The 13,881-nt window shown below is 47.0% G+C and carries 9 protein-coding genes and 1 pseudogene; 4 read left to right on the top strand and 6 right to left on the bottom strand.

Features of this window, described 5'->3' with window-relative positions:
* Positions 1-11 precede the first annotated feature (11 nt).
* On the bottom strand, positions 12-2,468 hold the full coding sequence (locus AC3WS5_RS10610; protein WP_492467347.1) for a transglycosylase domain-containing protein: 2,457 nt from the start codon (positions 2,466-2,468) through the stop codon (positions 12-14).
* A 157-nt stretch (positions 2,469-2,625) separates the two neighbouring features.
* Between AC3WS5_RS10610 and AC3WS5_RS10605 the strand changes: the two genes are divergently transcribed.
* From AC3WS5_RS10605 to nifJ, 4 genes are all read left to right on the top strand, one after another.
* Positions 2,626-2,862, top strand: a complete 237-nt coding sequence (locus AC3WS5_RS10605; RefSeq protein ID WP_492467346.1) for an AtpZ/AtpI family protein — start codon at positions 2,626-2,628, stop codon at positions 2,860-2,862.
* Complete coding sequence (locus AC3WS5_RS10600) at positions 2,849-3,268, top strand: hypothetical protein (RefSeq protein WP_492467345.1); 420 nt, start codon at positions 2,849-2,851, stop codon at positions 3,266-3,268. The genes AC3WS5_RS10605 and AC3WS5_RS10600 overlap by 14 nt, the downstream gene beginning before the upstream one ends.
* Positions 3,261-3,899, top strand: coding sequence for a SprT-like domain-containing protein (locus tag AC3WS5_RS10595; RefSeq protein ID WP_492467344.1), 639 nt, complete (start codon positions 3,261-3,263; stop codon positions 3,897-3,899). The genes AC3WS5_RS10600 and AC3WS5_RS10595 overlap by 8 nt, the downstream gene beginning before the upstream one ends.
* A 160-nt stretch (positions 3,900-4,059) precedes the next feature.
* Positions 4,060-7,617: a pyruvate:ferredoxin (flavodoxin) oxidoreductase gene (gene nifJ, locus AC3WS5_RS10590; RefSeq protein WP_492467343.1), complete on the top strand. Its 3,558-nt coding sequence runs from the start codon at positions 4,060-4,062 to the stop codon at positions 7,615-7,617.
* Positions 7,618-7,880: 263 nt separating this feature from the next.
* Here the strand turns inward: nifJ and AC3WS5_RS10585 are convergent, their stop codons facing one another.
* The 5 genes and pseudogenes from AC3WS5_RS10585 to nuoL form a co-directional block, all read right to left on the bottom strand.
* Entirely contained in the window at positions 7,881-8,048 is a 168-nt protein-coding gene (locus AC3WS5_RS10585) for a hypothetical protein (RefSeq protein ID WP_492467342.1), read from the bottom strand.
* Positions 8,049-8,394: 346 nt separating this feature from the next.
* Entirely contained in the window at positions 8,395-8,832 is a 438-nt protein-coding gene (locus AC3WS5_RS10580) for a hypothetical protein (protein WP_492467341.1), read from the bottom strand.
* A gap of 59 nt (positions 8,833-8,891) precedes the next feature.
* A complete protein-coding gene (locus tag AC3WS5_RS10575) occupies positions 8,892-10,286 on the bottom strand; it encodes an NADH-quinone oxidoreductase subunit N (protein ID WP_492467340.1) in 1,395 nt (464 codons plus the stop codon).
* A gap of 125 nt (positions 10,287-10,411) precedes the next feature.
* Positions 10,412-11,800 (bottom strand): annotated as a pseudogene (locus AC3WS5_RS10570) (complex I subunit 4 family protein); the annotation flags it as partial.
* 131 nt (positions 11,801-11,931) lie between these two features.
* A complete protein-coding gene (nuoL, locus tag AC3WS5_RS10565; RefSeq protein ID WP_492467339.1) occupies positions 11,932-13,878 on the bottom strand; it encodes an NADH-quinone oxidoreductase subunit L in 1,947 nt (648 codons plus the stop codon).
* Positions 13,879-13,881 lie beyond the last annotated feature (3 nt).

Here is a 13,881-nt window from a genome sequence, read left to right as displayed (position 1 = left end):
TTTTCGATTGTCTATTCGTTCGGTGAAGGCGGTGGCTGTTGTTCTTTTTGAGATTTCTTACCAAATATTTTCCTGAAAATTCCCTTTTTCTGTTTGGGCTCCTCCATCACCGGCTTCGGTTTTTCTTTTACAGGTTCCCTTCGGGAAGTATCTTTCGTGATCTTGTCCTTATTTTCTAGTGGCTTGGATTCGGGGCCGATGTACTCATTATTGTTCTGCATGTAATCCTGTTCGCTGCCTACGCCAACATTTTCTCCGGCTGCTCCGGGCTCAGGATTATCTTCAGTGACGTACAGGGATGGATCGGCCATCAGGATATCATTGTTCATCGTGGGGGGTTCCACAAATTTCTCGTCGCGGTTGATACCCAGCGAAGGATCGCCATAGACTTTTTTGAAGAAATACTCCCACACCGGTCGGGCCGCCTGGCCACCAAATCCGCCTGCGCCTTCATTCCGGATGAACCGGTCGTCGCTGCCCACCCAAACACCTCCCATCAACTGGGGAACAAAACCAAAGAACCAGGCGTCGGCATTATCGTTGGTCGTACCGGTCTTTCCCGCCATTTCAGCCGCACCCAACCGGGCTCTGAGTCCACTGGCAGTACCTTTGTCCACAACACCCTGCATCATCCGGGTCATTGTATAAGCGGTGGCTTCACTGATCGCTTCTTTCCGGTTTACACTATAATCAAAACGTTTGATGACATTGCCATTCCTGTCTTCGATGCGGGATATAAAATAAGGCTTGGTTGAAAATCCGCGACCCGCGAAAATGGAATAACCCCACATCATTTCAAAGAGGGATAATTCGCAGGCGCCGAGGGCGATGGAAGGGTAGGCCGGGACCCGCGTCGGAATATTTATTCTGCGTAAAAACTCAGAAAACTGAGGAGCTCCCACTTGTTTCATGATATAGGCGGTGGCACAGTTCCTGGACCAGGCAAGGGCAGACGCCATGGTCATGGTCCTCCCGGTGCAGGTTTTGGCGGTTGCCGGAACAAGCTGTCCGTTCCCGAAATTTTGTTGTGCATCGATCACTTCTGTCTCGGGCGAAAATCCTCTTTCTTCAACAGCCTGAGCGTACAGGAGTGGTTTGATGGCAGAACCAACCTGTCGTTTAGTGTTCAGATTAACGTGATCGTATTTGAAGGTCTTAAAACTGATTCCTCCCACCCAGGCCTTCACTTCGCCGGTTACAGGATCCATCACCATAAACCCGGTTTGCACCTGTTCATGGTGATATTTAATCGAATCAAAGGGCGTCATGACTGTATCTTTCTGCCTCGCGGCATTCCAGGCAAACACCTTCATCGGTACTTTTTTGTCGAAACTGGCACGGATTTCTTTATCGCTCAGTCCGTCATCTGCCAGATTTTTCCACCGGTCGCTCTCCTTCATCGCTCTTTCCAGGATATTTTGCCTGTTTTTCCAGACCGACCCGTCCCTGATAAACGATTGCCGCATCATGGCCCGCTGCAGATTAGGTAACTGAGCGGTCACCGCTTCCTCGGCATAGGTTTGCATCTGCGGGTTGATCGTCGTGTATATTTTCAGTCCATCTTCATATATATTGTAGGATGAACCGTCAGGTTTTTCCAGTCCTTTAATGGCTTTTTTTACTTCATCGCGAAGTACGTCCCGGAAATAGGGTGCGTATCCAATGTTTTCATCTACTTTTTTATAGTTCAGCGTAATAGGTAAAGATTGCAGTCTGGATCCCTGGTCCGCGTTCAGGTTGCCGTTTTCCACCATTCGGGCAATGACAACGTTTCGCCTGTCGAGGGAGGCTTTGGGGTTACGCCGGGGATTATAGATACCCGGGCCATTGATCATACCGACCAGCAGGGCGGCTTCTTCCATATTCACCCGGTCGGGTTCCTTTTGAAAAAATGTTTTTGCGGCGTTCCGGATACCGTAGATATTATCGCTGAAGGCTACGGCGTTCAGGTACAGTGCGATGATCTCTTCCTTGGTAAAATTTCTTTCCAGTTTGATGGAAATAATCCATTCTTTGAGTTTCTGAATCACCCGGATAGCACGGTTGGAAGCACGGCGATTAAAAAGCGCCAGCGCCAATTGCTGGGTAATGGTGCTGCCGCCTCCTTCCCTGCCCAGGAGCATGACAGCTCTGAGCGTGCCTTTCAAATCAATTCCTGAGTGCACATAAAACCGTTTGTCTTCCGTGGCAATCAGTGCGTTTACAATGTTGGGCGAGATATCCTTGTATTTCACGACTGTCCGGTTTCCGTCGGGCAGGTAATATTTGCCCATCAGGGTACCATCGGTCGCATAGACTTCTGATGCCTGTAGCAGATTAGGATTTTCAAGTTCAGCAAGTGACGGCATTTTTCCCAGCACGCCAAAGTTCGCCAATGCCACGATCAGGATAAAAAAGCCCAGTCCTAAAAAAAATAAACGCCAGAATATCCTGACGGAATTTCTCATCTGTTTTTTCTTTTGCGCCATTAAAAAGGATTAAAAAACCTTCAGTATTTGAAAGCCAAATTAAAAGTATCTTTTGGTAAAATTCAAAAATAGTTAATTGAGCTGGTCGGAAGGCTTCCTGCTCGCGTGAATATCTTTTCCCTCCCGGATATTAACTATTTATTAGTTTTAGATAGTGATGGACCCCAAACTGAACAAGAACGACCGTTACCGCACCTGGATACGGTACACGAGCCTGACTGCCCAGATTATAACAACACTGGGGATCGCTGTTTTTGCCGGTCTGAAATTGGATAAACGACTGCATAGTTCCCCCTTGCTCATAATATTATTACCTTTGCTGGCCCTGGCGGGAACCTTTTTTGAGCTTTACAGGGAGACAACCCGAATGAAAAAAGATCATGACGTCAAATAAAGAAACAAAGCAGACTACCGGGCCCGTTATCCGGCTTATGTTTACGGCCTTCCTGGTTCTAACCGGCGCCATTTTTCTGCTCAGAAACTTTCTGGCGGGTCATGGTACCGACTATTTAGTGATTTTGGGTGGAAACCTGATCCTTTTCCTTGTGGCAGTATTTACGTTAGGGCGCTCGGTCAGAGCAGTCTATGATCCCAATCCACATGTTTTTGTGCGCGTTTTCTATTCGGGTTTCCTGATCAGGCTGGCAGTAATTGCTGTTGCCGCATTCTTCTATATATATACCAGCAAAGGAACGGTCAGCAGGCCTGCTTTATTCATATGCCTGGGTATTTATGCTTTATACGCAATCCTGGAAACCTCCGCCCTGCGGAAAATACTCAGAGAAAAGCAAGATGCCTAAGAAGGAAGTCCCCCTTAATGCCCTGGCCCGCTACCTGCCCCCCGGGACCTACGATGATGTCCTGGCCTACCTGGTTCATTACAAAGTGCACTTGACTGTCGCCCGTCGCAGGGACACCATCCTGGGAGATTACCGGCATAAAATAGACACCCGCACTCATCGCATCAGCGTAAATGGCAATTTAAACCCATTCGCTTTTCTGGTGACCCTGTTGCACGAGCTGGCTCATTTAGTAACCTTTGAACAATACGGTAATAGGGTTCGGGCACACGGGAAGGAATGGAAAGGCGTTTATGGAAATATCCTGGCGCGTTTTGTAGAGAAGAAGGTTTTTCCGGCCGATATCGAAGCTGAGCTCAAAGATTCACTGAGTAATCCCGGAGCATCTGCCTGTGCAGAAGAAGGTCTTCAGCGGATTTTGCGCCGTTACGATCATAAGGTGGATGGGATCCTGCTCCTGGAGCAGCTTCCCGAAGGGGCTGATTTTGGATTGAGCAGTGGCCGGCGATTCCGCAAGGGAAAACTAAGAAGGACACGCTATGAATGTAAAGAGGTGGCTACCGGGAAACTGTATCTCTTCAGTGGATTGCATGAAGTGATAGACTTACGCGACATTTTCCCTCGGGGCTAGCTGTCTCCGTTTATTTGCCCGTTTGCTGATTGAATTGAAGGTATATGCTGTATGGGGTTCTTAAAACCTAATGAATGGAATGTTTAAACCTGATATAAGTCATTTTTTGACTTTTAGAATAGTGGTAATTTTGACGTTCAATTAAAAACTGTACATCGTTATGGAAAATAGTACTCCCACATCATCGGTTGTCAAGCCAAAATTTGAAGTAATGGATGGCAATGAGGCCGCCGCTTACATTGCTTATAAATGTAGTGAAGTGTGCGCTATCTACCCCATTACACCTTCTTCCACAATGGGGGAGTGGGCGGATGAATGGAGCGCCAAGGGATTAAAAAATATTTTCGGGAATGTACCTCAAATCATGGAAATGCAGAGTGAGGCTGGCGCTGCAGGTACTATTCACGGAGCTTTACAGGGAGGAACGCTGGCTTCCACCTTCACCGCTTCACAGGGTTTGCTGCTGATGATCCCTAATATGTACAAGATAGCAGGTGAGCTGACGCCAACTGTATTTCATATTGCTGCCAGGACGCTGGCCACGCATGCATTATCGATATTTGGAGATCATAGCGATGTGATGGCCTGCCGCTCTACCGGTTTTGCCATGTTATTTGGAAATAACCCGCAGGAGGTGATGGACATGGCGATGATCGCCCACGCCACCACGCTGAAGGCCAGGGTGCCTTTTCTGAATATTTTCGATGGTTTCCGCACCTCGCATGAACTGAACGAAGTGGAAGTGGTTAAGGACGAAGTGATTTCGCAGATGCTGGATATGGACGCGATTCATGCGCACCGCAACCGCGCGCTCAACCCGGCAAAACCATTCATCAGGGGTACTGCTCAGAATCCTGATGTGTTCTTCCAAAGCCGTGAAGCTGGTAATGTCTATATCAATAACCTCCCGCGCATTACGCAGGAGACCATGGATCAGTTCGCAACACTTACCGGCAGGAAGTACCAATTGTATGAATATTATGGTCATCCGGAAGCTGAACAGGTGATTGTCATCATGGGCTCAGGAACCGGCGCTGTAAAAGAAACCGTTGATTACCTGAACGCGAAAGGACGGAAAACGGGTGTTGTGGTTGTGAGGTTGTTTAGTCCGCTGGATGTATTTGCTTTCGTAAATGCCATTCCAAAGACGGTTACCGGTATTGCCGTGCTCGACCGCACCAAGGAGCCAAATGGTATTGGCGAGCCGCTCTATATGAATGTTGTCAATGCGCTGAATGAGACGGATAATGTCATTCGTCCAAAGGTCATTGGTGGTCGTTACGGGTTGTCTTCCAAAGAGTTTACCCCATCCATGGTCGTAGCCGTCTTCGACGAACTGGGAAAGGAAAAGCCAAAAAATCACTTCACCATAGGTATCGACGATGACGTGACTTTTTCCAGCCTGACCTATGATAAGGAATTTTCAATTGAGGACCAGCATGTTTTCCGTGGTTTGTTTTACGGATTGGGTGCAGACGGTACAGTAAGTGCCAACAAGAACTCTATCAAGATCATTGGCGACGAGACTGATTACCACGTACAGGGATATTTCGTATATGATTCCAAGAAATCGGGATCGCTCACAGTATCGCATCTTCGATTTGGAAAGGCGCCTATCGAATCGACCTACCTGATAAACTCTGCCAATTTTATTGCCTGCCATCATTTCAACTACCTGGCTATTTACGATGTATTGAAATATGCCGTGGATGGAGCAACCTTCCTGCTGAACGCACCTTATCCGAAAGAAGAAGTTTGGGACAGGATACCGGGGCCCGTTCAGGAAACGATCATCCGCAAAAAAATCAAGCTCTACGCGATCAATGCCTATACCGTGGCTAAAGAGGCTGGTATGGGAAACCGGATCAATACTATTTTACAGACGTGCTTCTTTGCCATCAGCAATATATTGCCCCGCGAAGAAGCCATTGCAAAAATTAAAGAGGCGGCATACAAGACCTATTCCAAGAAAGGCGAGGCCGTTGTGAAGAAAAACTACGAAGCCGTAGACATGGCGTTGAGCGGTTTGTACGAGATCGACTATTCCCAATACAGTGTGGGCGACACACCGTTGGGTAATCCGGTTGCACCTGGTGCGCCTGAGTTTGTGCAGGAGGTTTTGGGAAAGATCATTGCTGGCGAGGGCGATGAGCTACCGGTAAGTGCATTCCCGATAGATGGAACCTACCCCAGCGGAACGACCAAGTGGGAGAAGAGAAATATTGCAGATGCTGTACCTGTTTGGGATGAAAATCTCTGTACCCAATGCGGAAAGTGTTACCTCATTTGCCCGCACGCAAGTATCAGGCCGAAGGTCTACGACAAAGCGCTGCTGGCTGATGCACCGGAGACTTTTAAACACGTTGCTCCAATTGGCAAGGAATGGAATAAAGAAACACAGGCTTACACACTTCAGGTATCTACGGATGACTGCACAGGATGTTCACTGTGTGTTGAATATTGCCCGGCTTTCAGCAAGACCGAGCCTGGACATAAAGCCATCAACATGATGGACAAAAATGATATTCAGGAAGCTGAACGCAAGAACTGGGACTTCTTCCTCGAAATTCCTGAAGTAGATCGTACCGTGGTCAACAGGAACACCGTGAAAGGTTCACAGTTTCTTCAACCGCTGTTTGAATTTAGCGGCGCGTGCTCCGGATGTGGTGAAACGCCTTATATCAAACTGCTCACGCAATTGTTTGGGGAAAAAATGATCGTGGCCAACGCAACAGGATGCACCTCAATTTTTGGAGGGAACCTGCCTACCACTCCATGGTCGCAAAATGCAAAAGGAGTTGGTCCGGCCTGGGCAAATAGTCTCTTTGAAGATAATGCCGAGTTTGGCCTAGGTCTGGCTCTTGCTACGAGCAAGAAAAAAGATATGGCTCTTCAATTACTGGATGAGCTCCGACCATTTATTGGCGAAGATCTGGTCACGAAGATTATTACGGCGACCGAGTCAACCGACGCTGAAATTCAGGCCAAACATGAGCTGGTACAGCAATTGAAAGAGAGACTGAAGAATGAAAGTTCCGTTTCGGCGAAAAATCTTTACCATCTTGCCGATTTCCTGGAAAAGAAATCCATCTGGATCATCGGTGGTGACGGATGGGCTTACGATATCGGATACGGCGGCCTTGATCATGTGCTCAGCACGAATCAAAATGTAAATATATTGGTATTGGATACCGAGGTGTATAGCAATACAGGTGGTCAGACTTCAAAATCATCACCACTTGGTGCAAGCGCCAAATTCAGTGTGAACGGAAAGACTACCGGTAAGAAAGACCTGCCCCTGCAAGCCATAGCTCATGGTACGGCCTATGTGGCGCAAATTGCCATGGCGGGAAATGATGCGCATACGCTGCGGACGCTTATTGAAGCGGAAGCTTATCCAGGGCCGTCAATAGTTATTGCCTACGCGCATTGTATAGCACATGGAATTGATATGAGCAAAGGCGCCGAGGAGCAATCGTTTGCAGTGAAGAGTGGCTACTGGCCCCTGTTCCACTATAATCCGCTGAAGCCTAAAGGACAGCGATTTGTGCTGGATTCCAAAGATCCTTCGATTCCGCTGAGTGATTTCATGTACCACGAAAACAGATTCAAAATTATCCAACAGAAAGATCCCGCAAGGGCCGCCGAGTTCCTGGAGAAAGCAGAAGAGATGAAGCTGAATAAATGGGACCGACTGCGTACATTGACGGGGCTATAGTCCAATCATAATTGCTTAGTTACAAAAGGGAACCTGAGAAGGTTCCTTTTTTTATCGACTGCTTTGCGATTATCCCCTATTGCGAACCCAGGTGATTTTCTTCGTCAAAGGGAGTCTGCCCGGAAGTCAAAACTTTGAAGGATGAATATCCTGATTCTCAAATTGGAAATTTAATATTAGCCATTATGCCCCTGGCAACGCAACAATTTTCATTCCGGCAAAAATATTCTTATTTCAAAAATTCGTAATTGATCATTCGTAATTCACTCGATCTCATCTTCGGCGTCTTCAGGTATTTCGTCAAGATTATCGCGATTACCCCTCGCCAGAAATTTAAGAACGAGGAGGACAAGCGCAGTAAAGGCAACGCCCGCCAAGAACGTTTCAAGTCTGAAATAGGGGGATTCTCCCGAAACAAGAAGTGACCGCATAGTATAAAGTTCGGGAAAATTGATCAAATACTAACACTTGGCAGTAAAACTTCTGGTTTGCGAGCTAAAAGCGAGGCGCAAAAATTTGTTGACGCAGCGTTTCTTCATCGTCTAAGATTATTTGAGCTCTTCATTATAAGTTAGGTTGAGCCCTTTGTGAGCCCTTTGACAAAATTATAAAGTATTGACAGACATCGTTTAGAACGTTGATTTTTGAGGTTATTCCCTTTATTTGAGCCCTTTACGAGTCCATTGTTTATTCCCTTTTTGAGGCTTTGCCAAGCCCTTTAAAAACATATACCGTTCCAACACCTGTTGAACCTATTTTCTCAATCCATTCTCCTGTTCAGTTTTGTTTAGTAACATCCGGCGATTTCAATTCAGTATGTTCATAATAAGGCGTTTCCTCAACAGCAGGCTGGTCCTCTTCCTGGTTCCAGTATGCCTGGGTGACCACATGGCCGTTTGGCGTCTTTAATAATCTGCCAAAAATCGCATTGGTTGGATTAAACGCCAGGTTTGTTACGCCAAGCGTAAACAGTTCCGGTGGCGGCGCCTGAGTTGCCTGATCGGTGGATGCCGTTTCCTGTGCCGGTGTAGCGGGACTTGTTGTCTTTGCTGCTGCCGTTTTCGGTGGTGGTGCTGGTATCATCACAACCGTGTATCCGTTATTCACGAGTAAATTTTTTAGGAACATCGCCCGTTCAGCAGAAATATTCCTTTCCACGATAGCGCATTTAATGCCATCCAATTCCTCAAATTCGTGATTTTTATTGATCGCCATGTTCCGTTTTTTTGGGTAAAAGAAATCGATAAAAGACTAGTTCATCATTGAGCCTTATCTTACCACATCGTTTTAACCAGCGTGCTGATATAATCGTAAATACTGCTGGCAATTCCCGTGACAAAAATGCCCGCAATGCAAATAGCCATGCCTATCATTGGTGATCTGCCTACTTTAACGCGTTCCATGGGTGATTGGTTTTCATCCATGAAAATCGATTTTACAATCTTCAGGTAATAGAAGAGCGAGATCACCATATTCAGTACGGCAATCGTAATCAGCAGGTAGTCTCCTGTACCGCCCGCGCCAGAAAGGATCAGGAAGAATTTACCAAAAAAACCGGCTGTAGGAGGAATCCCGGCCAATGAAAAAAGCGCGATGGCGAAGATCCAGCTGAGTGTGGGGTTCGTCTTATAAAAGCCTTTGAAATCGCGGATATTTTCACGGCCCGCAACCTCGCTAACCACAGCCACAACACCAAAGGCAGCCAGGTTGGAGAAAACGTAGATCAAAACGAAATAGATCAATGAACTCACGCCAATATCTTTGCCTCCCAGAATGCCGATCAGAACAAAACCGATCTGTGAGATAGAAGAAAACGCCAGAAACCGCTTCAGGTTTTGTTGTCTGAGCGCGAAGAGATTACCGATTGTCATCGAAGCAACAGCAAGCAGTGCAACCATCCGGTACCAGTCGGTTTGAAGATTTCCGAAAGCTGTGAAAAAAACGGTCGCCATCACAAAGATCATACTGCCTTTAGAAACGACCGAAAAATAGGAAGTTACAGAAACCGGTGCACCTTCATACACGTCGGCTGCCCACAAGTGAAAAGGCACTGCTGAAATCTTGAAACCGAATCCCGAAAGAATAAAGATAAACGACATGATCATCAACGGGCTATATACCACGCCGCTCTGTAAAGCAGCGTAGTCAAGTGTTCCCGTGGCGCCATAAACCAGCGAAATACCAAATAGCAGGAGTCCTGAAGCGAATGCGGAAGACATGATATACTTCATCGCCGCTTCAGACGAAGTTCTTTTTTCCAGGTCGAAGTTTGCGAGCGATGCGAGTGGAATACTGGCGAGTTCCAGTCCCAAATAGAACATGAGCAAATTGCGCGAGCTGATCATAAAGAACATACCCAAAAGCGTGGAGAGTATCAGGATATAAAACTCCGCGGCGTGCTTGTGCTTTGATAACCAGTTATAGGACTGAAGCGAAATGATCAGCACACCCAGGTTCAGTATCGTCTTTTCAAAGCTGATCAGGTTGTTGGTCACAAACATTGTCCCAAACAGGTTCCCCGTTGCAGGCAGGATAAATCCGGCGATCAGGTTGATGGTCAGCAGGATATTCATCCATGTAACCAGGGATTTGTTGCTCCATTCCTTTGCCGCGATTTTCTTAAAAAGCAGGAAGAAAATAATGACTGTTACCAGTAATTCCTGTTTCATTAAGAGTAAAAAATTGTCCATTTAATTCCGTGTAGTGATAATGTCAAAAAATATGTTTAACCTGCGATCAGATCCATTACTGCGAAAGGCATAACGCCCATGATCAGGATCCCAGCCATCAGCAGGTAAGTGGCGAGCCGTTCATTCCAGCGGGCATCGCTGAAAGCTATTGCGGTCTGTCCCTTTGATTTCAGGGGCCCAAGGATCACCGAACCGATCACTCTTAAAATATATACCGCCGTCACCACAATGGATGCACAGGCGACGATCGTGGCGCCCTGGTAAAAAGCACCCGCTCTTTGCCAACCGCCCATGAATACTGTCATTTCCGCAACAAATCCGCTCAGTCCCGGCAGACCCAATGAGCACAAACCCACGATTACAAAGGCCGAAGAAATAAATGGCGTGATTTTTAACAACCCCCCCATTTTAGCTACCTCTCTGGTATGAGTCCGTTCGTAGATCATACCAATTACAGCGAAGAAGAGGGCCGTCATTAAGCCGTGGCTCACCATCTGAAGGACCGCACCATTCAGTGATGTTTTGGTTAACATACCAATACCCAGAAGAATAAATCCGCAGTGGCTCACGGAGGAATACGCATTAATATACTTCAGATCTGTCTGCATCATTGTAACGAATGCTCCGTATAGAATAGCGACGCAGGCCAGCACAATAATGGCATTCGAATAAAATTGTGCTCCTTCGGGCATCAGATAAGTCGCAGCTCTCAGGCATCCATATCCGCCCAGTTTCATGGAGATGCCTGCCAGGAACATGGAAGCCGCCGTTGGCGCAGAAGAGTGACCATCAGGCACCCAGGTATGGAAGGGGAACAATGCCGTAAAAATTCCGAATCCAATGAACACGAACGGGAAGAAAAGTTTCTGCAGTTCGGGAGAGATATGCTGCCCCGCGATCCGGAGCATATCAAAACTAAGATTGCCACCGGCACTGCTGTTGAGGTATAATCCCGCAAAACCCACGAAAACCAGACCCGACCCGGCCATCAGCATCAGTACCAGCTTCATGGCGCTGTACTCTTTTTTGCCGCTTCCCCAGATTCCGATCAGCAGAAATTTTGGGATGACTGCCATTTCCAGGAAGAAAAACATCGTGAACAGATCGAGTGAGATAAAAAAACCATAAGCGCCAAGACTGAGAAAGACCAGGAGAAAGAAAAATTCTTTGCTGAGCTTTTCCATATTCCAGGACACCAGGACGCCTGCGAGAACCACGAAGGCGGTCATTGCGATCATGGCTACCGATATGCCATCTACGCCGATGTGGTAATGAATATTGGGATGGGAGAACCATTGGTAGTCCTGTTCAAACAAAAATGCCGCGGCATTTTTTGATCTTTCCGCGAGGAACTGAAACGTAAGTACCAGTGAAAGCAGAAATTGCAACGATGCAGACAGCAATGAAAGGGTCCGCACTTGCTTCGGCCCCTTTACAAACAAAAGCAGCAGCGTGGTTGCCAGTGGTACGATAATTAATAATGACAAATTCATAGTCTGTAATTCTAATCCTGATCAGTTAAAGCGTTGAGATGTACGTGTATCCATCAAAACCCAATGCTGATCATTAAAAATTTATTTTTCGATCCCGCCTAAACCTTTCCTCAACGGAAAGTATTTCCGGTTCAGGGTGTATTCCAAACGTACAGGAACAATATCAAGAGCACAGCGACGCCTCCGAAGAAATACATCGCATACCGTTGTATCTTACCACTCTGCATTCCCTTAATAGATTTGGAGACTTCCAGGGTGCCCTGTGCAATTCCATTGACGGCGCCATCCACTGCCTTTTTATCGAACCATGCAGAAGGACGGCCTATATATTTGAATATGATCTTTTTTGTAACGAACAGATAAAGCTCGTCCATATAAAACTTATTCTTAGCGAGGAGATAAAGTCCGTTCATCGCCTTAGCCATTTTATCTTCAAGCCCGTTTTCCTTACGATACATCCACATGGCCACCAGGATACCGGCAACGCCCACCAATACAGGTAATATCGAGAAACTAACGTGGAAGGGCGTTTCCAGTGGCTTACCATCCGGGGTGATAAACTGGCCGGAAGGTATAAATCCCACGCCCAAAGTGCAAAGCGTAAGTATGACAAGCGCCAGTTTCATGGATGGGCTGGCTTCAGTTGGATGGGATGCCAGGCGACTGGCTTGCGAATTTTCTTTTCTCCAGAAAATAGAGAAGTACAACCTGAACATATAAAAGGCGGTCAGGCCCGAAGTCAGCAAAGCGATAGCATATATCCACGGGCTTTTATGCCAGGTAGCCAGCAATATCTGTTCTTTGCTAAAGAAACCGGCAAAGGGTGGTATTCCGGCGATGGCCAAACAGGCTACCAGGAAAGCTATATGGGTAAGGGGCATAAATTTTTTTAACCCGCCCATATCCTTCATTTCGTTGCTATGCACCAGATGAATCACCGCTCCTGCGCAAAGGAAAAGTAATGATTTAAAGAAAGCGTGTGTGAACAGATGGAACATAGACGCTGTATATCCCAGCCCACCCTCTCCCTGCGGACCGCTCACTCCGAGTGCGAACATCATAAATCCGATCTGGCTCATCGTTGAGTAGGCCAGCACTCTTTTAATATCGGTCTGTGTGCAGGCAATGATTGCTGCGAACAGCGCAGAAACCAATCCCACGACAAGCACCACAGACAGAGATGCGCCGTTAATTGAAAACAGCGGGAATAATCTCGCCACGAGGTAAACGCCGGCTACAACCATGGTGGCAGCATGGATCAGGGCAGAAACCGGCGTAGGGCCTTCCATAGCATCCGGTAGCCAAACGTGCAGGGGGAACATAGCGCTTTTTCCCGCGCCGCCCATGAACACCAGGATCATTCCCCAGGTAAGTGCTGATATTCCCAGGAATCCCGCTGAAGTGGCGGCCATAAATTCTGGTGTTTGCTGGGTGGAAAGGGCATGAATGATCGTGCCGAAATCCAGACTCTTGCCATAGTAAGACAGGATCAGGATGCCAATGAGAAAACCCAAATCGGCAAAGCGTGTGACAATAAAAGCCTTTTTCGAAGCCGCAACCGCTGATGGTCTTTGGAAATAGAAACCTATCAGCGAATAAGAAGATATACCAACCAGCTCCCAGAACATATAGATCTGGAACAGGTTGGAGGAGAGTACCAGCCCCAGCATCGAAAAAGTGAATAATCCCAGAAAAGCGAAATAGGTGGGGAACCGCTCCTCGCCTTTCATATACCCCAGGCTGAAAATATGTACCATCAGAGAAACGAAACTCACAACCACTATCATCATCACAGAAATAGGATCCAACAGGAAACCCATGTCTATGGAGACCCCGGGAGAGAACACCAGCCAGGTGAATTTGAAAAGCTCTACTTTCGGATAAACGCCATTTTGTAACCCATTGGTGAAAAAATATTGATAGGCTGTGTACAGGGAAAGCGCTGCCGATAACAGAAGGAGGGTGGTGCCAATCAGGCCGGCCGACTTCGCAAAGTATTTTCTTCCGAACAGGCCCAGCAACACAAACCCCAGAAAGGGGAGGAGGGGTATCCAGTATATGTAGTTGTATCCGTTCATAAA

This window comes from Niabella sp. CPT15-335-S11 (assembly GCF_058792415.1).
The sequence above is the reverse complement of the archived record's forward strand: the minus strand, read 5'-3'. Positions and strand labels throughout refer to the sequence as shown.